Source organism: Vicinamibacterales bacterium, assembly GCA_041659285.1.
Classification (GTDB): Bacteria; Acidobacteriota; Vicinamibacteria; order Vicinamibacterales; family UBA2999; genus 12-FULL-67-14b.
This window is the reverse complement of sequence record JBAZYO010000012.1, coordinates 117,236-137,495: the sequence shown is the minus strand read 5'-3', so window position 1 is coordinate 137,495 and position 20,260 is coordinate 117,236. Positions and strand designations below refer to the sequence as shown.

Below are 20,260 nucleotides of genomic sequence, written 5' to 3'. Positions count from 1 at the left end.
CGTACACTAAGTGCCATGGATTGGCTGACGCGACTCGAGGCGCCCCAGAACGCGCTGGCGATCCTGACCGCGATGATCACCCCGGCGGTGCTCATTTCGGCCTGCGGCGCCCTGATCTTCTCGACCAGCACCCGCCTGGGCCGCGTGATCGACCGCGTGCGCCTGCTCTCGGAGCGCTTCCAGGAGCTGGCCCTCCATTCCGACCAGGACGAGATGTTCGAGGAGCGGCGGCAGCTGATTTTCTCGCAACTCGATCGGCAGACCTCGCGCGCGCGGCTGATCCAGCGCGCCATGACCGCGTTTTACGCGGCCCTAGGCGTGTTCGTCTCCTCCAGCGTCGCCATTGCCATCGCCTCGGCCGCGGCCCGCAACTTCACGTGGCTTGCCGTGGTGCTGGGCCTGCTGGGGTCGCTGTTCATGCTTTACGGGTCGATGCTGTTGATTGTCGAGAGCCGCATGGCCCTCAGCGCCATCCACAGCGAGATGGATTTCGTGTGGAAACTGAGCACGAAGCTGGCCGGCAAGGAGCTCACCGACAAGTCCACTGGCGGCCCGTTCACCTGGCTCGGTAAGAAGATTTAGGCTCCGCGAGAATTTTGGCAAGCTCGGCCGTCTATATCTAGTGTCCCCCCGCATCGGGCCTAACCGCCCGGTCGCACACAGCCGTTCGCACTGGCCCTGGTTCGGGTCGGCCGCGCGCACGGCAACATGCGACACATCGCGACAATGCCCTGTTTTTGGCCTCCTTCAGGGTCGGAAGGCTGCGATTGTGTCCGTCGATGTCGATAAGATGCGGCGGCTAGCATGAAGACCATTAGGGAATCAGATGGGCGTGAGCGCGTTCGCCTCGAAACATGGGGCGAGGTCGCCAGCCACCTCGGGATCGAGGTGCGCACCGCGCAGCGCTGGGAAGCCCGGCTTGGCCTCCCCGTCCGCAGGATGGACGGCAGCCAGGCGGTGTTTGCGTTTGCCGACGAACTTGACCACTGGCGGGCGGACCGCGAGTTCCGGAAAACGGATAAGGCTCCCGCGGCCCCCACCCTGCCGCCGGAACCGGTCGAGCCGCCGAAGGCGCCGGTGTCTGCCCAGCCGCCCGCGCATCTACCCCTCCCGGTGTTCGTTCCTGTCCCCGTCCCCGCGCCGCTCACGGTGACCGCTATTCCCGAGGCGCCCCTCTCGTTCCGGGCCTGGGCAGGCATCTTCGGTGTACTGATTGTCGTGGCCATCGTGCTCGCGCGACCGTTCCTGGTCACACCCAATCATGCGCCTTCGGTGTTGGCCATCGAAGGGTCGCGGCTGTTGGCCCTGAATGCGGAGGGCACCAGCATCTGGTCTCACGACTTCAGCGAGTCCATCGCCATCATCGACACCGGCTCTCGGCCGGAGTTGCGAAAGTGGTGGCAGCTGGCGGACATCGAAGGCGACGGCCGCAGCGAAGTGGTCGTGGTGCTTTCGCACGTGGGGCCGGACGGCACTCCGTTTGACGTGCTGCACGTCTTCGAATCGGACGGCAGCCTTCGCTATTCGTACTCGCCGGCCATCACGCTCAGGTTCAAGGCCGGCACCTACACCGGCCCATGGGCGTTCTGGGACATCGAGCCGCAGCCCCATGAAAAGACGTTGTGGCTCGCGTTCGAGCATTCGCCGTGGTGGCCCTCGGCCGTCGTGAGCCTCGATCCCTCAGGGAAGGAGACGCTCCGCTACGTGCAACCTGGGAGCATCAAGATCCTGCGGTCGATGCAGTTCGAGGGCCGTCCCCACGTGCTGGCGGCGGGTGTGAACAACGAGTTCGCCTCGGCGAGCCTGGCGCTGCTGGATCCGGCGGCGCCTCCGGCGGCCGCGCCTCAAGACGGCGACGGCGAGTTCGCATGCATCGAGTGTCCCGCCGGGTTGCCCGTGCGATACGTCCTGCTGCCGGCATCGCCGCTCAACCGGCTCGACGGCCTGCCGTACAACCGGGTTGACGACCTCTCGGTCGGCGCCGACATCCAGGTCGAGACGTATGAGTCGTTGGGTGGGGCGGCAATGGTCTATCAGCTGTCGCGCAACTTCGACGTCAAGTCCGTGACGCCGTCCGACACCTACTGGACGAAGCGCCCGCGCTCTGGAGCGCCGTGGCCGCCACAGGATGGGGAGCCGCTCGAGATGTACGTCAGGTCGTGGCAGGAGAATCGCTGGTCCGTGGCCAGGGTGCCATACAGCCCGCCGCCTCCGGCGCGGTTGACCGACGGGTGCCAGTGATGGCCCCGAGCGTTCCCGCCGGCCGGAACGCACAATGTCGCGAAGTGTCGTCTTGTATCAGTTGTTGATCCGCGTGTCGTTGAGGGAGGCTAGCGTCGCGATGCATCCGAAAACATACTCGTGGGGCGCCATGATCCTGGGCGCCATATTCGTGGTGGTTGGACTGCTGGTCCTGTGGATGCATCAGCCCGACAACTTCAACTCCGCGCGCGGCGATGGGACGTTCCTGGGCGGCCTGGGTGCATTTCAGGCCGACGCCTCGTCAGTTGAGGCTTCGGGGGGCGACTCGGTCAACGCGGTTCGACGACGACAGGCCGGGTGGGCGATGGCCACCGGCGTGGCGCTGCTGATGTTCGGCTTCACCGCGAAGCGCAACTCCGAGCTGGCCGACGCGATCGAGCCCCAGCGCGGCGCAACAGTGGGGCCCACCTAGCGGGGAACGCCTCAGGGCCCGTCGAGCGCGGGGCCTGGTGCGGCCTGGATCGGCCCCGTCGGGCTTGGAGTAGGATAGAGGGCCTCATGCCTCACGGCTGGGCCTGACTCCATGAGCACTCTCGACGCCGACACCTTCCCAGCGGACGATCTGCTGCCCGACCAGGAAGATCTGCGCGAGGCGGGCCCGTTCCGACGCCTGTGGGCGTTCGTCGCGGGGCAGTCAAACCGCGTGCTGTTGGCCACGGGCGTCCTGCTGTTCCTGCTGGCCTATTTCTGGCCCGCCATCTTCGTGACCATCGAATCGGGTCAAGTCGGCGTGATGTACCGGCGCTTCGCCGGCGGCACCGTGACCGACCGGCTGCTGGGCGAAGGCCTCCGCTTCGTTCCGCCCTGGGACAAGCTCTTCGTCTACAACGTCCGGCTCCAGGAAATCCGCCACACGATGACTGCGCTCAGTTCGGAAGGGCTCGAGGTCAAGTTTGACCTGTCGATCCGATACCGGCCCGAGCTCGAACTGGTGGGTCTCCTTCACCAGAAGGTCGGGCCCGATTATCCGGAGAAGGTCGTGGTTCCCGAGGTTGAGTCGGCGCTGCGTGGCATCGTCGGCGCGCAGGCCCTCGACACCATCTACACCACGTCGCAGGACGTGGTGCAGCGCGTCGTCAACGAGGTGATGGAGCAGGCGTCGCGGAACTACGTGCACATTGACGAGGTGGTCGTCAGGTCCATCGAGCTGCCGAAGCCGGTGCGGGAACGCATCGAAGCCAAGATGGTCGAGAAGGAGACGGCGGAAGCGTACGAGTTCCGCCTCAAGATCGCCACGGCCGAGGCCGAGCGCCAGCGCATCGAAGCGGCCGGCACCGCCGTCTACAACGGCCTCATCAACGGCTCGCTGACGCCGAACGTGCTGCAGTGGGAAGCGCTGCAGGCCACCAAGGAACTGGCGAAGTCTCCGAACGCGAAGACCATCATCATTGGCCGCACCGCGGATGGCCTGCCGATCATTCTGCCTCCGCAATAGGCGCGGGACACGATGACCCGATCCTTTGCGGTGTTGCTGCTGCGCATCCTGCTCGCGATGGCGGTGTGCGGCGGCCTGCTGTACTGGTTGATTGTCAAGGACATGTACTACACGCCGACCGCGCTGTTGCGCGCGGGCAGCGCCTGGCCGCCGCCGTCGGTGAAGGTCGTGGTGCCCTGGCCCCAGGATGGGCGCATGAGCCTGATCGAGGGCGTGACGCTCGCCCTCGAGGAACTGAACGCCGGCAGCAGCCCGCTCGCCGGACGCGTGCACGTCGAGTTCATCAACGAACCCGTTGTCGCGAAAGACCATGGGGCGATCGCGCGCCGCATTGCCAGGGACCCCACCGTGATGGGGGTGATCGGCCACGAAACGTCCGAAGCCGCGATTGCGGCCGCGGTGACCTACGAGAATCACGGCGTCCTTTACCTGTCGCCAAAGGCGACCCTTGCGCGCCTGACGGAACACGGGTTCGCGTACACCTTCCGCCTCGTCCCGGATGACGCGGATTTTGCGGAAGCGCTTGCGGGGTTCGCGAAGAAGCAGGGCTGGAATCGGATTGGCGTGTTCTACGGGCGATTCGAGCAGGGTGAGGCGCTGGCGCGCTGGTTCCCACACTACGCGGCCCAGATGGGACTGGTGCCGGCGTATTACCGGTCGTACATGCCGGCCAGCGACTACCGGCGGCAAGACTTCCGGGAGTTGCTGGCGACCATGCGTACTGAATCGACCGACGCCATCCTGCTCTCCGATCAGTTGCCGTGGGCCGCGAAGGTGCTCGTGGACATGCAGGCCATGGGCTTTACGCAGCCCATCCTCGCCGGCGACAAGCTCGACTCGTCAGACGCGTGGCGCCTGGCCGGCGCCGCCGCCAACAACCTCTACCTGGCCAGCGCGGTGGATCCCGACTCCACCAACCCGGAGTTCCAGGCCTTTCGCAACCGGTTCTTTGCCCGCTTCAAGTCGTACCCGGGCTACGGATCCTCGCAGGGCTACGAGGCGTTCACGCTCTTCGTGAAGGCGGCGGAGCGCTCCCAGAGCGTCGATCCAATCGTGGTCGCGACCACGCTCAAGACCAGCGAATGGACCGGACTGTTCGGGAATTTCAAGTTCAGCACCGATGGTGCGATTGTCGGGCGACACGTTATCATCAAGCGCATGCAGGACGGCGTCTTCAAGACGGTGGCTGAAGAAGAGGTGACCCCATGATTCCGCTGATCGCGGCCTGGTTGATACTGGCAGTCATCATTGCCTTTTTCGGCCGCAACCGACGTTTCCGGTTCTGGGGCTATTTCTTTGCCTCGATTCTCCTGACGCCCATCGTCGGCCTGCTGCTGTTGATCGCCGCAATTCCGGTGTCGCCGCCGCGACCGCGACATGTGGCCCGCCGCTAACGGACGAGTGACCATGGCCAAGACCGAAGACGCGCCCGCTCGCAAGCCCAAGCCCAAACCGCGCGCCGCGCGGCCGTCGTTCACGCCCGCGGCGGCGACGCCGCCCGCCAGCTCGCCTTGGGTCTATCGCTCAGACGCGGCGGAACCGGTGGTCGAGAGCGCGAAGCCGGCGCCGGTTGTTCCCGTGCCGAGTCCGCGAGGCGCGCGCGTGACGCACGCCCTCGACGTGCTGACCTTGCCGATTGCGGTGTCGCTGATGGCGGTGCTCGCGCCGGTGCGATGGCTGCTGGGCCCGCGTCACTAGGCGGGCCGCCCTCCGTGTTCCAGTTCCTCACCACACAGCCGCTGGCGCGTCTCCTGCGACGCGGCTCGCAACGCTTTGACCTCGAGATGGCGTCCTTCGTGGCGTTCTCGGGCCTGGCCAATGCCGGCCTGCTGGCCATCATCAACGCCGCGGCCGAGAACGCCAGCAACCAGGCGGCCAACGACCGGCTGCTCGCGCTCTTCGCCATCACCATCGGGCTCTATGTGTTTGCCCAGCGGTTCATCCTGATCACGTCGATCACCGAGGTGGAACGGATCCTCGGCGGAATCCGTGTGCGGGTGGCCGATGACGTCCGCAAGGCCGACCTCGAGTCGCTCGAACACCTGGGCCGGTCCGAGATCTTCGGCGTCGTCGCGCGCGAAACGCAGAACATCTCGCAGGCGGCGTCAACGCTGGTCATGGCCACGCAGGCGCTGATGATGGTCACGTTCAGCGTGGGCTACCTGGCGATTCTCTCGAAGACGGCCTTCATCATCACGGTGGCGGTGTGCGGCGTCGGCATCCTGCTGCACCTGCAGCGGGCGCAGGCGCTGACCCGGATGCTCGGCCAGGCCCAGCGCAAGGAAAACGAGTTCCTGGCGCTGTTGACGCACCTGCTCGACGGCTTCAAGGAAGTGCGGTTGCGCAAGGCCCGCGGCGCCGACCTGTTTCAGCACCTGCGGGCCGTGTCGGGTGCCGTCGAGGCTGTCAAGGTCGAGTCGGGCCGCGAATTCTCGTCGCACTTTCTGTTCTCGCAGCTGCTGGTCTACGGCCTGCTTGCGGCGATTGTGTTCCTGCTGCCCCGGGTGAGTCCCGAGTATTCGGGCGTGGTGCTCAAGCTGACGGCGGCGGTCCTGTTCATCATCGGCCCGCTCGGCAGCATCGTCAACGCCGTGCCGATCTTCTCGGCCGCCAACGTCGCGGCGCAGAACATCTTCGACATCGAGGCGCAGCTCACGGCGTCGAGCGTGGCCAACCAGAATGGGCGGCCCGAAGCGCCGCCGCCGGCGCCGTTCTCGCGCATCCACATGCAGCGCACGGTGTTCCAGTATCCCGATCGTGGCACCGGCAGCGTCTTTCGCCTCGGCCCCATCGATCTCGACGTCAACGCCGGCGAGATGCTGTTCATCGTCGGCGGCAACGGCAGCGGCAAGTCAACGCTGCTCAAGGCCCTGACCGGCCTCTACCATCCGCAGTCGGGGACGCTGACCATGGACGACACGCTGGTGTCGGCCGACACCGCGACCTGGTACCGAAGCCATTTCGCCGCGGTGTTCAGCGAGTACCACCTGTTCGATCGGCTGTACGGCCTCGGCGACGTGCCGGCCGAGCGCGTCAGCGAACTGCTGGCGTTGATGCAGATCTCGCACAAGACGGCGTATGAGAACGGGCGCTTCACCACGCTCGATCTCTCGCACGGGCAGCGGAAGCGGCTGGCCCTGCTGGTGGCGTTGCTCGAGGATCGCCCCATTCTCGTGCTCGATGAATGGGCCGCGGACCAGGACCCGCCCTTCCGCCAGTTCTTCTACGAGACGCTGCTGCCGCGGCTCAAGCGCGACGGCAAGACCGTCATCGCCGTGAGCCACGACGACAAGTATTTCCACGTCGCCGATCGGGTCGTGAAGATGGAGTACGGCGAATTCGTTCCCTACAAGCAGGCGTGATTCAAGGAGGCGTGATGGCTGAGAAAGATACGCTGGCAACGGAGTTGATCAAGACGCACTCCCTCTACTCGGCGGGCGCAGGGCTCCTCCCCATTCCACTCGTGGACTGGGTGGCCATCTCCGCCATCCAGGTGAAGATGCTGAAGGAGATTTCGGCGGTCTACGAGGTGCCGTTCGATTCCGAGCGCGTGCGCTCGATCGTCGCGGCCTTGCTCGGTGGACTGGCCGGCACGAGCCTCGGCTATGGCCTCGGCCGCAACCTGCTGAAGGCGGTGCCGGTGTTCGGTCCCGTGCTCGGCGGTTTCTCGGTGTCGGCCATGGGCGGAGCCGTGACATGGGCGGTCGGCCGGGTGTTCATGCAGCACTTCGCATCGGGCGGCACGCTGCTGGACTTCGACCCCGACAAGATGCGCCAGCACTTCAAGGACGAAGTGGTGCAGAAAGCCGGATAGTCCGTAACGCCCCCGTTGCGTCGGCGACTTAAGCCGCCATAAGCGGACACACGGTCGAGATTCGGCGGCCCCCTCCGCCGTCAGGGCGACGAACGTGGGCGATATAATGTTCGTTCGCCAAAATGAATCTCTTCTGTATCCCTTATGCCGGGGGCAACGCATGGTCGTATCGTGCTCTTGAGCGCTCACTGGCGCCCGGCGTCAAGCTCGAAGGACTCGAGCTTCCCGGACGTGGCCGGCGCGGGCCCGAGCCGCTGTGTGCCTCGCTCGAAGAGCTGGCCGACGATGTGTTCCAGCAGGTCCGCCAGCGTGCGGTAGCCGGTCGCTACGCGCTCTACGGTCACAGCATGGGCGCGCTGCTCGCGTTACTGGCCGCCCACCGCATTCGCGCCGCCGGCCTCGCCCAGCCGGAGGCCCTGTTCCTCTCGGGCAGCGACGCGCCGGCATCACGCCAGGTACGCCAGCGGCACCTGCTGCCGCCGCAACAATTCGTGGCGATGCTCCGCGAGCTCGGCGGGTGCCCGCCCCAGATCCTCCAGGACCAGGAAATGCTCCAGTACTTCGAGCCGATCCTGCGCGCCGATTTCAAGGCCGTCGAAACCTGGGAACGCCGCGACCAGGCGCCCCTCGACCTTCCGCTCGTGGTGATGGTGGGGCGCGACGACGACACGACGATCGCCGATGCCGCGGCCTGGGCGAGTGAGACGACCGCGTCGTGCCGCGTGCACGAATTCAGCGGCGACCATTTCTTCATCCTCAGGCATTGGGATGAGATCGCCGCGACGATTCAACGGCAACTGGTCACGACACCGGTATGGGCGTGAAGGGAGTCGCGTCCATTCTCGAGCGGTGCGTCGCGACGGCGCCCGGCCGGGACGCGTACACGTTCCTCGCGCAGGGACGCGATGACGCGCGCGCGCTGACCTACGGAGAGCTGTACCGGCTGGCCGGCGTCCATGCCCGGCTCCTGCGTGAGCGGGTCCGGCCCGGCGACCGCGTGCTGCTGCTGCAGGACAACAGCCTCGACTTCATGATCGGGTTCATGGCCTGCATCTTCGCCGGGGCCATTCCGGTTCCGGTGCCGCCGCCGGACGTGTCGCGCCTGAAGCGCACGCTGCCCAGGATGCGGGCGGTGGTCGCCGACTGCGACGCCGCGGCGGTGGTGGCGAGCCTGGAGATCCGCGACCAGGCGCGCGAAGCCTTTGCCGGCGCCAGCGATCTCCGCGACCTGCCCTGGATCGTGACGGATGTGACCGCCGACGGCCCGCAGCTCGAGCCGCACGACGCGGCGCCGGACGACCTCGCCCTTCTCCAGTACACGTCCGGGTCCACCTCCAGCCCCAAGGGCGTGATGGTCACGCACGCCAACATCCTGGACAATCTCGGCCGGCTGCAAAAGAGCTTTCGCTACAGCGCCGAGTCCACGTCGGTGACGTGGATGCCGTACTTCCACGATTACGGTCTCATCGACGGGTTGCTGCACCCGCTGTACTCGATGTCGGCCTGCTACGTGATCTCGCCGGTCGCCTTCATCAAGCGGCCCTGGTGCTGGCTCGACGCGGTCTCGCGGTACCGCGCCACGCACATTCACGGACCGAACTTCGCGTACCAGCTGTGCATCGATCGCGCGGCCGATCGCCTCGCGCCCGACACCGACCTGAGCTCCCTGGTGGTCGCGGCCAGCGCCGCCGAGCCGGTCCGGCGCGACACCGCCGAGCGTTTCATCGCCACCTTCGCGCGCTTCGGCTTCCGGCCCACCGCCTTTGCCCCGGCCTATGGGCTGGCCGAAGCGACGCTGGTGGTCAGCGCCAAGGAGAACGGCACGCCGTATCGCACCGCGTTCCTCGCGCCTGACGCCCTCGAGCGCGGCCGCTGCGTCGATGTTGCGCCCGAGCATCCGCAGGCCCGCGCGGTGATCAGTTGCGGCGTTCCCGCCGGCGACTATCCCCTGGCCATTGTCGATCCGGACACGCGGCAGGAGCTCCCCGACGATGTGGTGGGGGAGATCTGGATGGCGAATGCCAGCGTCGCGGCTGGCTACTGGAAGAAGCCCGATGAGACCGCTGAGACCTTCGCGGCCGTCACGGCCGCGGGCCGCGGGCCCATGCTCCGGACCGGCGATCTCGGCTTCACGCGCCAGGGCGAGATCTATCTCACCGGCCGGCTGAAGGATCTCCTGATCATCGCCGGCAGTAATCACTATCCCCACGATATCGAAGCGACGGTCGAAGCCGCCGCGGCCGACGTGCGCGAGAGTTTTGTCGCGGCGTTCCCGGTGGAGCGCGATGGCGCCGAGCGCCTGGTGGTCGCCGCCGAGCTGAGCCGCCGTGCCGCCGACACCGATGCCGTCATCACCGCCATTCGCGCCGCGGTGTCGCGCGAGCACGGACTGGCCTGCGACGCGATCGTGCTGCTGCCCAAGGGCAGCATCCTCAAGACCTCTAGCGGCAAGGTGCAACGGCGCGCCTGCAAGGCCGCGTTCGTGAACGGCGGGTTCTCGCCGATCGCGCAGTGGCATGCCGCCACCGACGCCGCGGTCGCCGGCACGGAGACGCCGGCCGGCGAGGCGCGAACCGACGCACGGCAATGGGCGGCCTGGCTGCGCCGCCTCATGGCAACGCGCAAGAAGACGCCGGACGCGCTCATCGATCTCAGCGAACCCTTCTCGTCGTTCGGGCTGAGTTCGATCGAGGCCGTCGAGATCGCGGCGCAGATCGAGGAGCAGTCGGGGCGCAAGGTGCCGGTGACCGCGCTGTGGGAGTATCCGAGCATCCGCGCCTTCGCGGCGTTCCTGGCCGGGGACGAGCCGGCCGTGGTGGCACCGCAGCCGGTCAGCGCCGCGGACGATCGCATCGCGGTGATCGGGATCGGCTGCAATTTCCCTGGTGACAGCGACTCGCCCTCGGCCTTCTGGCAGACGCTGACCGGACGCGGTGATGCGATCGTGCCGCCGCCGGCAGGGCGGTTCCCCGCCAACCGCAGCGTCGGTCGCGGCGGCTACCTCCGCGACCTGTTTCGGTTCGACGCCGAGTTCTTCGGGATCTCCGACGCCGAGGCGCGGTCGCTCGATCCGCAGCAGCGGCTCCTGCTCGAGACCGCCTGGCACGCGCTCGAAGACGCCGGCATCGTCCCGCACGCGCTGGCCGGATCCGACACCGGGGTATTTGTCGGTGTGAGCGCCGTTGACTACGCGCCCGACGTCTACGGCGCTCCCGGCGGCCCCGACCGCTTCGCCGCGACCGGCACTTCGGCCGCGATCATCGCGAACCGGCTGTCGTATTTCCTCGATGTCCGCGGGCCCAGCCTCACGATTGACACCGCCTGCTCGGCTTCCCTGGTGGCGGTGCACCAGGCCTGCCAGGCCTTGCGGTCCGGCGATTGCAGCCTCGCGATTGTCGGTGGCGTGAATGCGCTCGTCAGCGCGGAAGTCACCGGCGTGCTCGAGCGCGCGGCGATGTTGTCGCCCACCGGCCGGTGCCGGCCGTTCGACGCCGCGGCCGACGGCTACGTCCGCGGCGAGGGCTGCGGCCTGGTCGTGCTCAAGCCGCTGTCGGCGGCGCGCCGTGACGGCAACCGCGTGCTCGCCGTTCTTCGCGGCTCGGCGGTCGTGCAGGATGGCCGCAGCAACGGCCTGTCGGCTCCCAACGGTGAGGCGCAGCGCGTCGTGATTCGCCAGGCGTTGGCCCGCGCCGGCGTCACCGCCGCCTCGGTGGAGTATGTCGAGGCGCACGGCACGGGAACGCCGCTCGGCGATCCGATCGAGCTGAGCGCGCTCGCGGCGTGCTACGGCCGGACCGGCGCCGCGGCCTGCCGCGTGGGCGCGGTGAAAGGCATCATCGGCCACCTGGAAGGCGCGGCGGGGATTGCCGGCCTGATTGCCGCCATCCTGGCGCTTCAGCACGACGAGATTCCGGCGCTTCGCATCGACCGCGCCAGTCCGCACGCCGCCCTCGACGGGACGGGCCTGACGCTGACCGCGGGTGTGACGCCCTGGCCGAAGCGCGATGTCGAGCGCGTGGCCGCAGTCAGCTCCTTCGGTTTCGGCGGCACCCTCGCCCACGTGATTGTCGGCGACGATCCGGCCGGCCGGGCCGCGCGCCCGTCGGATCGAACGCCGGTGACGGCGACCTCGCGTCTCGTCGTGTCGGCGCGCGATGGCGCCGCGCTTCGCGCGCTGGCCGCGCGATACCTGCACCTGTGCCAGTCGGCGTCAGACGACCTGTCAGGTTTGTGCGCATCCGCAGCCGCGACCCGCGCCCGGTTCTCGCACCGCCTGGCGCTGTCGTTCACCTCACGCGCGGATCTCGTGGGGCAACTCTCGGCCTTCGTCGCCAGCGGCACGGCCGCGGCGCCCCAAGGCCGGCTGCCGGACTCCGAGCCGCCGGTATCGCCCGCTGATGCGTGGGCGCTGCCGCTCTATCCGTTCGGCGGCCGGCAGCATCGAGTTCAGGCCGGCGATCGCAGTCCGCTCCTGCAGGCGCTGGCCGCGGGGCGGGACGAGGAGGCCATTGCCCAGGTGCTGGCGCACGACCGCGGTCTCGAGCGTGAACCCGCGACCGTGGCCGCGGTGGTCAAGGCGTTCTCGGCGCTGCACCAGCGGCAAGTGGTGGACGAGGGCAGCGATCGGCCCGGCACCTACGTGACCGAATGGATCGTCGCCGAGACGCCACCCGCGCCTGACGCGACCATCAGCGCCGGGTCCCGGCGTCCGTGCCTCCTGATTGGCGACAGCCCGCTGCTGGCCGCGGCGATCGACCGGTCGCCCGGGCTGCGGCGCGTTACCGAGCTGCCCGCCCCGGGCCAGGCGCCGGCGCTCGTGATCGTGCACGCGCCGTCCGAGGGAGACGAGGCGCCCGATGTGCGGGCACTGGCGCTGACCGAGCGGATCATCGAGACCCTGCGCCAGATCGAGACCACGGGCATAGCCGCGCGATGCTGGGTCGTCACCGAGAGCGCGATTCCGGTTCTCGCCGGTGACGCCGTGCGGCTCGACGGCGCGTGCGCGTGGGGTGCCGGCAAGGCGGCGGCGCTCGAGGTGCCGCACCTGTGGGGTGGCCTCGTCGATCTGCCGGCCGGCTTCGGCGCCGCCGACGCCGATGCGCTGATCGGCGCGCTGACCGCGGCGGGCGACGAGGATCAACTGGCGCGGCGCGGCGGGCGATGGTTCGTGCCGCGCCTGATGCCGGCGGCCGGTCCCGATATGCAGGCGCCGCGCCGGCTTCGCGATGACGCCGTCTACTGGATCGTCGGCGGCACCGGGGCGCTGGGCCAGCACGTGCTCGGCGCGCTGCTCGAGAACGGCGCCAGGCACGTGGTGCTGAGCGGCCGCGGCGAGGGCATGCCCGACGCGATCCGGGATCGCGTCCCGCCCGGCGTGCGTTTCATCCACGGCGACATCACCTGCCTGGAAGACGGCCGGCGCGTGCTCGACGCGATCGCGGCGACCGGGTTGCCGCTGGCGGGCGTGGTTCATGCCGCCGGCGTCGCGCAGGAATGCCCGATCGCGGCGATGACGCCGGAGGCGTTGCGAGACGTGGCCGGTTCGAAGGTGACGGGCAGTTGGAACCTGCACCTGCTGACGCGCGATCGCGCCCTCGACTTCTTCGTCTGCTTCTCGTCGATTTCGTCGTGGTGGGGCAGCGCGGGGCAGGCGCACTACGCCGCCGGCAACCACTTCCTCGACCTGCTCTGCGAGCATCGACGGCGCCTCGGCCTACCTGGCCTGGCCATCGGCTGGGGACCGTGGGCCGGTGGCGGCATGGTGACGGCGGCGCTGCAGGCGCGCCTGGCGAGGACCGGCCTCGACCCGATCGAGCCCGCGCGCGCGCTCCGTCTCTTCTCGGCGCTCCTCGGCACCCACCATGCGCGGGTGGCGGCGGTGGACGTGCGCTGGGATCAGTTCCTTGCCGCCTTCACCACCCGTCGTCCCAGTCCGTTCCTCTCGCGGGTCGCGCCACGCCGGGAGTCCGCGCCCGAGGAGGCGCGCGCCGCGGCGGTCGATCTGCAAGGCGGCACGGTGGAGCAGCTACGGGTCCGCATCCGCAACCACATCGGCATCGCGGTGGCGGGCGAGCTCGGCGCCGCCCGCGTCCCGGACGCCGATCGCGGCCTGTTCGACATGGGACTCGATTCGATTGGCGTCGCCGCCATTCGCGCCCGCCTGTCGGCGGATTTTGGGGTCGTGCTCTCCAACGCGGACCTCTTCAACTACGCGACCATCAACGCGCTGACCGACCGCATCGTCTCCTTGGTGCGGCCCGACCGCGTCAGCGATGCCCTCAGCCCTCGTGAACTCGTGGAACGAATCGCCCTGGAATTCGAGACCATCGAGAATGCCGCGCGAGAGTGACCATGCACGAGTCATCGAAAGAGCTCGAGGGGGCGCTCCGCAAGTCCTACACGGTCATCCAGCAACTCAAGAAGCAGCTCGCCGACGCGGACCAGCGTTCGCCGGAGCCGATTGCGGTGGTCGGCATGTCCTGCCGTTTTCCAGGTGGGGCCAACACTCCGGAAGCGTTCTGGCGGATTCTGGCGAGCGGCGCCGACACGGTTCGCGAGATCCCGGCGGATCGCTGGGCGTGGCAGCGCTTCTACCATCCCGATGCCCGCGTCGCCGGCACGCACTACGTTCGCCACGGGTCGTTTCTCGATCAGGTCGCTGACTTCGATCCCGAGTTCTTCGGGATCTCCGGCCGCGAGGCCGACGCGCTCGATCCACAGCATCGCCTGCTGCTGGAGGTGAGCTGGGAGGCCCTCGAACGCGCGGGCATGGCGCCGCAGCAGCTGCGTCATTCCCAGACCGGCGTCTACGTCGGGATTGGCCAGAACGACTATGCGCAGCTGCGCCTGTTCGGCGGCCGGCCGGAGCGCATTTCGCCCTACGATGGCACCGGCAGTTCCTTCTGCTTCTCCGCCGCCCGTCTTTCGTACGTGCTCGGCCTGCACGGACCGAGCATGGCGATCGACACCGCCTGCTCGTCCGGCCTGGTGGCGTTGCACCTCGCCTGCCAGGCGCTGCGCAACGGCGAATGCGCGCAGGCGCTGGCCGGTGGCGTGCAGCTGGTGCTGTCTCCCGAAGTCACGATCTACCTGTCGCGCATTGGCGCGCTCTCGCCCGACGGCCGATCGAAGTCGTTCTCGGCCGCGGCCGACGGGTATGGGCGGGGTGAAGGCGGCGGGATGCTGGTGCTCAAGCGGCTGCGCGATGCGCAACGCGACGGCGACACCATCCTCGCGTTGATTCCCGGTTCGGCGGTCAATCATGACGGCGCGAGCAGCGGGTTGACGGTGCCGAACGGCCTCGCCCAGGAGCAGTTGCTGCGCGAGGCGCTGCGCCGCGCCGGCCTCGCGCCGCGCGACGTTGACTGGATCGAAGCGCACGGCACCGGCACCATCCTCGGCGATCCGATCGAGCTGGCGGCATTGGCCGAAGTCTTCACGGCCGAGGGGCGCGACCGGCGCCCCCTCTACGTCAGCTCGGTGAAGGGCAACATCGGGCACCTCGAGGCGGCGGCGGGTATCGCCGGCGTGGTCAAGGTGATCCTCGCCCTGCAGCATCAGGCGATGCCGGCCCAGCCGCGGTTCGACACGCCGAACCCGGCCTTCGACTGGGATCGCAGCCCGTTGGTGGTGCCGACCACGCTGACGCCCTGGATCGACGGGACGCGCGCCGCCGGCGTGAGCGCATTCGGGCTCGGCGGCACCAACGCGCACGTCCTGCTGACGCCGCCGCCGGCCGCAGCGCCGACGCCGCCGCGCCAGCCGGACGCTGAGCCGCTTCCGCTCGTGCTCTCGGCCAGGAGCCCGGCCGCGCTCGCCGAACTTCGCGACCGCTACGTCGAGTTCCTTGGTCGTACCGACCTGCCGCTGTCGGCGATCGCCCACACCGCGGCCCGGCGCCGCAATCACTTCAGCGATCGGGCCGCGGTCGTGGCCCGGGACGCCGGCGAGGCGGCGGAGAAGCTCGCGCGGCTGGACCTGTCTCCCCGTGCGGATGCGAATGCCATCGCCCCGCGGATCGCGTTCGTCTTCAGCGGCCAGGGCGCGCAGTACAGCGGTATGGGCACGGCGCTCTTTCATGCCGTGCCGCGATTCCGAGAGGCGCTCACCGAGTGCGCCGGCCTGGTGGAGCGCCACGCCGGGTGGTCGCCACTGCCGTTGATCGTGGGTGACGTGAACGACCCGCGCATCGATCAGACGGAATACACGCAACCGTGCCTGTTCACACTGCAGTACGCGCTGGTGTCGATGTGGCGCGCCTGGGGCATCGAGCCGGCGGTGGTGGTCGGCCACAGCATCGGCGAGTACGCCGCCGCCTGGACCGCCGGCGTCATGCCGCTGGAAGACGCGGTCCGCCTGGTGGTGCAGCGCGGACGGCTGATGCAGCGCACGCCGGTCAATGGCGGCATGGCGGCGTTGCTGATGTCGGAGGCAGACGCCCTCGCGCGCATCAGCGGCAGCCACGGCGCGTTGACGGTGGCGGCCGTGAACGGGCCGCGCGCGGTCGTCATTGCCGGCGCGGCGGATGCCCTCGACGCCTGCCTGGCCGATCTCGAGCGCGCCGGTCAGCCGTGCAAGCGCCTCGCCGTGTCACACGCGTTTCACACACCGCTCATGCGGCCGGTGTTGGAGGAGTTCTCAGCGGCGGCGGCGGCCGTCGGCTTCGCCGCCCCTGATGTGCCGATGGAGCTCACCGGCGCCGGCGCGGACGGCCCGCACGACGTGGCCACGGCCGCATACTGGACGAACCAGATCGTCAACCCGGTTCGCTTTGCCGACGCGGCCCGCGCGATGGCCAGCCACGCTCCCACCATCATCCTGGAAATCGGGCCTTCGGCCAGCTTGCTGGCGGCGGCGCGGCAAAGTGCCGGACCGCTCGACGCGACGTGGCTGCCGAGCATGAAGAGTGGCGACGCCGCCGCAACGCTGGAGACGCTGGCGCACCTCTACACCCGCGGGTGCGACGTCACATGGGACCGCGTCTTCGCCACGGCTTACCCGGTGGCGCCGGTTCCCACTTATCCCTTTCAGCGTCGCCGTTGCTGGGTGGATGGCGGAGCCACGAAGGCTGAAGGCGGCGATCACTGGCGCCAGGATTCCGGCCACCCCTTCCTGGGGCGGCGGGCACCGTCGCCGCTGCCGGAGAAGATCTACGCGGCTCGCCTGTCGCCGGAGTCGTCGCCGTTGCTGCGCGACCACCGGATACAAGGCGCGGTCGTGGTGCCGGCGGCGTGCTTCGTCGAGGCGGCGCTGGCCGCCGCCGCCGATCACCTCGGGACCGTCGCACTGCGATTGACGGGCATCGAGTTCCACCGCCGGTTGATCCTGCCGGCGTCCGCCAGCATCGAGGTGCAGGCCATCGTGACTGTGGAGCCGGGCGGGTGCGCGATCCGAATCTGCGCGCTCACTGATGCGGCCGCGGGCCAATGGACCGAGCACATGCGGTGTACGGCGCAACCGTTGCCGCCCGAGGCCGCCGGCGGCCCGCGGGTCGAATCCCCATCCGGGATTCTCTCGTCGATGACCGGCGCGCAGTTCTACGACGCCTCGAGCCGCCGCGGCATCGACTACGGTCCGGCGTTCCAGTCGCTGCTGCGGCTGGATTCGCATCCCGGCCATTACGGATCGGCCGAGTTCGCGGTGCCGCCCAGCGGCGGCTACGTCGACTACCTGCTGCACCCGGTGATCCTCGACACGGCGCTGCAGGCGCTGGCCGCGACGCGGCCGGACCTGGGCGATCGCACTTACATCCCTGCCGGAATCGCGCGACTCGACGTGGCTGGGCCGACCACGCCCGCCGGTCGCGTGGAGTGCCGGTGGGAGACGGATGCCTCCACGGCGAGCGGCCGCTCGGCCTTCTGCGCCCTGTCGATCGCGGATCGCGACGGCGTCGCGCGCGTGCGCATCGACGGCATCCGGATGCACGAAGTCGGCGCCACCGAACCGGCCGCTGCCGGCGAGCGCGCGCCGATGTGGATGCCGGTGTGGGAAGCGGCCGCCGCGATCGGCGCCCCGCCCGCAACGAGCGGCCAGTGGCTCGTTGCCGGAGACGATACGGATCTTGGTGAGAAGGTGGCGGCGCGTTTGTCCGAGGGCGGCCGTCGCGCGCGCACGGTAGCCGTGGCGGACGTCGCTGGCGCCGCCGCGCGCGAGGGCGCGAACATCGCCGGCGTGTGCTACCTGGCGGTTGCCGGCACGCCGGTCGAGCCGGGCGCGCTGCTGGCGGAAGCGCTCGCGACCGTGCGCGCGCTTGGCGCTCTGGCCGAGTCGCGGCAACCGCGGCTGCTGTTCGTGACCCGTGGCGCGCAATCGCCCGACTCGGCGATCGACGAGCCGGGCGCCGGCCGGGCGCCGTTATGGGGCTTTGCGCGAGTGGTCCGCAACGAGCTCCCCGGCCTGCGGTGCGCGTGTGTCGACCTGGATCCGGTGTCCACAGACGACGATTGCGCGTCGGCGGTTGCGGCGGAGTGTCGAGCGGAAGACGAGGATCAGATCGCGTGGCGCAACAACGCGCGATTGGCGTTGCGGCTGCGGGCGGCGGAGGGCCCTCGCGTGCTGGTGGCCGCCGCTCCGGCGCGGCTGATCTGCCGGACCATCGGCAATCTCGACAGCCTCGCGTTTGAACCGGCCGCCGTGCCCTCGCCCGGGCCTGGTGAGGTGCTGGTCGCCGTGCGCGCCGCGGGCCTGAACTTCAAGGACGTGCTGCATGCGCTCGGCGCGCTCGAGCTGACCGCCGATTCCGCCTTTGGGTTCGACGCCGCCGGCGTGGTGCTGGCGGCGGGTGCCGGCGTGACTTCCGCGGCCGCTGGTGATCGCGTGATGTTGACGCTGACGCCCGGCTCGATGGCGCACACCGTGATCAGCCGGGCCGGGTTCGTGACCCGGCTGCCCGACTCCGTCACGTTCGCCGAGGGCGCCGGCATTCCATTGGCGTTCCTGACCGCGTGGCACGCGCTGGTGACGGTGGCGCAGGTCAAGGCGGGCGAGCGGGTGCTCATTCATGCCGCGACGGGTGGGGTCGGACAGGCCGCGATCCAGGTGGCGCGCTCGCTCGGCGCCGAAGTGTTCGCGACGGCCAGCGCGCCCAAGCAGCGGGTCTTGCGCGAGCAGGGCATCCAGTGGATCTACGGTTCGCGCACGCCCGGGTTTTCCGCCGCCATCATGAACGCCACCGGCGGCCGTGGCGTGGACGTCGTGTTGAACAGCCTCACCGGCGAGCTGATCCGCGCGGGACTCGACTGCACCGCGCCCGGCGGGCGCTTTGTCGAGATCGGGAAGACCGGGACCTGGCCGGCCGCGCAGGTCGCCGCCCTCCGGCCCGACATCCAGTATTCGCCGTTCGATCTCGCCGACGTGGCGCGGGCGGAGCCCGGCCGCATTCGCGAGATGCTCGACACGATCGCCTCCGGCCTCGAGTCGGGGACGTTGCAGCCAATCCGGACGCAGGCCTTTCCCGCCAGTGCCGTCACCGACGCGTTTCGCCTGGTCTCGCGCGCGCGGCACGTGGGCAAGGTCGCCATCGTGATGCCGATCGCCGACCGGCAGCCGCGGCGGGGCATCGACGTGGTGACGGGAGGCTTTGGCGCGCTCGGCCAGGCGCTCTGCCGGCACCTGCAGGCCGGTGGCGCGCGTCGCCTTGCCGTGATCGCGCGGGCCGAGCCCAACGACGAGCGGCTCGCGTTCCTGGAAACACTGCGGCAGGGCGGCGTCAAGGCCCGGTGCTACGTCGCCGACGTCGCCAACCGCGATGAAGTCGCGCGTGTCCTCGATGGCATGGAGGCGGACTTCGCGGCGCCGGTCGCCGCGATCTACCACACCGCCGGTGAGCTGGCGGACGGGATCATCGCGCAGCAGACGCCGGAAGCCTTTGCGCGCGTGTCACGCGCCAAGCTGGTTGGCGCGTGGAACCTGCACCGCTGCACACGCGGCAGGGACCTCGAGCGATTCGTGTTGTTCTCGTCGGCGGCGGCGCTGATCGGCACGCCGGGTCAGAGCAACTACGCCGCGGCCAACGCCGGCCTCGACGCGCTGGCGGCGCACCGCCGGGCCTCCGGGCTCCCCGCGCTCAGCGTCAACTGGGGACCATGGGGCGGCAGCGGCATGGCCGCCCGCCTGGCCGACGCCGACCGCCAGCGCATGGCCGCGGCCGGCATCACCCTGCTCGACGAGGCGCCGGCCTGGCGCGCCATGGAGACCCTGCTCGATCGCGGCGAGGCGCAGGCGATGGTGATGCCGGTGGACTGGTCCCGCTTCCACGCGCGCTTCGGCACCAAGTACATACCGTCGTTGTTTCGGGGCGTCCAGGGCACTTCAGCCGACGACACCGGCCCAGTTGCCGGGCCGCAACTCGTGCGCACGATCGCCGGGCTGGCGCCCGACCAACGGCGCGCCGCCTTGACTCGATATCTGCAGGCCCGCGTGGCGGCCACGCTCGGGCGGCCTGACGCGACGGACATTCCCGCCACGCGTGGGTTCTTCTCGCTGGGGATGGACTCGCTGACCTCGCTCGAGCTGCGCAACCAACTCGAGCAGGAGCTGCACCGGAGCCTCCCGACCACCGTGGTGCTCGAGTACGGCAGCATCGAGGCGCTCGCGGGGTACTTGCTGGCACAAGTGCCCGAATGGACGCTGCCGCCCGCCGCGTCCCAGCCCGCCGACAACGGCACTGCCGCCGCGGTGGCGGCCCTGGACGATCTCACCGAAGCCGAGCTGGCCGAAATGCTCTCGCGCGAGCTGGAGCAACACTAGGC

Annotated in this window: 12 protein-coding genes; all 12 read left to right on the top strand. The window is 69.4% G+C overall.

All coding sequences use genetic code 11. The annotated features are described in order from the left end of the window. Positions 1 to 15: 15 nt before the first annotated feature. Positions 16 to 582 carry a DUF2721 domain-containing protein gene (locus WC815_18210; GenBank protein MFA5910719.1) on the top strand — a complete coding sequence of 189 codons (567 nt, stop codon included), beginning with the start codon at positions 16 to 18 and terminating at the stop codon, positions 580 to 582. A 222-nt stretch (positions 583 to 804) separates the two neighbouring features. Then, positions 805 to 2,241, top strand: a complete 1,437-nt coding sequence (locus WC815_18205; GenBank protein ID MFA5910718.1) for a hypothetical protein — start codon at positions 805 to 807, stop codon at positions 2,239 to 2,241. Positions 2,242 to 2,341: 100 nt separating this feature from the next. Further along, positions 2,342 to 2,674 (top strand): hypothetical protein, encoded by a 333-nt coding sequence (locus tag WC815_18200; protein MFA5910717.1) that lies wholly within the window; start codon positions 2,342 to 2,344, stop codon positions 2,672 to 2,674. A gap of 111 nt (positions 2,675 to 2,785) precedes the next feature. Further along, positions 2,786 to 3,697 carry a prohibitin family protein gene (locus WC815_18195; GenBank protein ID MFA5910716.1) on the top strand — a complete coding sequence of 304 codons (912 nt, stop codon included), beginning with the start codon at positions 2,786 to 2,788 and terminating at the stop codon, positions 3,695 to 3,697. A gap of 12 nt (positions 3,698 to 3,709) precedes the next feature. After that, on the top strand, positions 3,710 to 4,906 hold the full coding sequence (locus WC815_18190) for an ABC transporter substrate-binding protein (GenBank protein MFA5910715.1): 1,197 nt from the start codon (positions 3,710 to 3,712) through the stop codon (positions 4,904 to 4,906). Continuing rightward, positions 4,903 to 5,091: a hypothetical protein gene (locus WC815_18185; protein ID MFA5910714.1), complete on the top strand. Its 189-nt coding sequence runs from the start codon at positions 4,903 to 4,905 to the stop codon at positions 5,089 to 5,091. Before WC815_18190 ends, WC815_18185 begins: the two co-directional genes overlap by 4 nt. Positions 5,092 to 5,104: 13 nt before the next feature. Continuing rightward, positions 5,105 to 5,395, top strand: coding sequence for a hypothetical protein (locus WC815_18180; GenBank protein MFA5910713.1), 291 nt, complete (start codon positions 5,105 to 5,107; stop codon positions 5,393 to 5,395). A gap of 14 nt (positions 5,396 to 5,409) precedes the next feature. Beyond that, on the top strand, positions 5,410 to 7,059 hold the full coding sequence (locus tag WC815_18175; protein MFA5910712.1) for a cyclic peptide export ABC transporter: 1,650 nt from the start codon (positions 5,410 to 5,412) through the stop codon (positions 7,057 to 7,059). 14 nt (positions 7,060 to 7,073) lie between these two features. Further along, entirely contained in the window at positions 7,074 to 7,511 is a 438-nt protein-coding gene (locus WC815_18170) for a DUF697 domain-containing protein (protein ID MFA5910711.1), read from the top strand. Between the two features lie 122 nt (positions 7,512 to 7,633). Beyond that, on the top strand, positions 7,634 to 8,335 hold the full coding sequence (locus WC815_18165; GenBank protein MFA5910710.1) for an alpha/beta fold hydrolase: 702 nt from the start codon (positions 7,634 to 7,636) through the stop codon (positions 8,333 to 8,335). Further along, positions 8,326 to 13,860, top strand: a complete 5,535-nt coding sequence (locus WC815_18160) for a beta-ketoacyl synthase N-terminal-like domain-containing protein (GenBank protein MFA5910709.1) — start codon at positions 8,326 to 8,328, stop codon at positions 13,858 to 13,860. Before WC815_18165 ends, WC815_18160 begins: the two co-directional genes overlap by 10 nt. Positions 13,861 to 13,862: 2 nt before the next feature. Beyond that, positions 13,863 to 20,258 (top strand): type I polyketide synthase, encoded by a 6,396-nt coding sequence (locus WC815_18155; protein MFA5910708.1) that lies wholly within the window; start codon positions 13,863 to 13,865, stop codon positions 20,256 to 20,258. Positions 20,259 to 20,260: the final 2 nt, after the last annotated feature.

Excerpts from the sequence above, each read along its gene's own strand:
- WC815_18210 (MFA5910719.1), top strand. The coding sequence starts at position 16 with ATGGATTGGCTGACGCGACTCGAGGCGCCCCAGAACGCGCTGGCGATC.
- WC815_18205 (MFA5910718.1), top strand. The coding sequence starts at position 805 with ATGAAGACCATTAGGGAATCAGATGGGCGTGAGCGCGTTCGCCTCGAA.
- WC815_18200 (MFA5910717.1), top strand. The coding sequence starts at position 2,342 with ATGCATCCGAAAACATACTCGTGGGGCGCCATGATCCTGGGCGCCATA.
- WC815_18195 (MFA5910716.1), top strand. The coding sequence starts at position 2,786 with ATGAGCACTCTCGACGCCGACACCTTCCCAGCGGACGATCTGCTGCCC.
- WC815_18190 (MFA5910715.1), top strand. The coding sequence starts at position 3,710 with ATGACCCGATCCTTTGCGGTGTTGCTGCTGCGCATCCTGCTCGCGATG.
- WC815_18185 (MFA5910714.1), top strand. The coding sequence starts at position 4,903 with ATGATTCCGCTGATCGCGGCCTGGTTGATACTGGCAGTCATCATTGCC.
- WC815_18180 (MFA5910713.1), top strand. The coding sequence starts at position 5,105 with ATGGCCAAGACCGAAGACGCGCCCGCTCGCAAGCCCAAGCCCAAACCG.
- WC815_18170 (MFA5910711.1), top strand. The coding sequence starts at position 7,074 with ATGGCTGAGAAAGATACGCTGGCAACGGAGTTGATCAAGACGCACTCC.
- WC815_18165 (MFA5910710.1), top strand. The coding sequence starts at position 7,634 with ATGAATCTCTTCTGTATCCCTTATGCCGGGGGCAACGCATGGTCGTAT.
- WC815_18160 (MFA5910709.1), top strand. The coding sequence starts at position 8,326 with ATGGGCGTGAAGGGAGTCGCGTCCATTCTCGAGCGGTGCGTCGCGACG.
- WC815_18155 (MFA5910708.1), top strand. The coding sequence starts at position 13,863 with ATGCACGAGTCATCGAAAGAGCTCGAGGGGGCGCTCCGCAAGTCCTAC.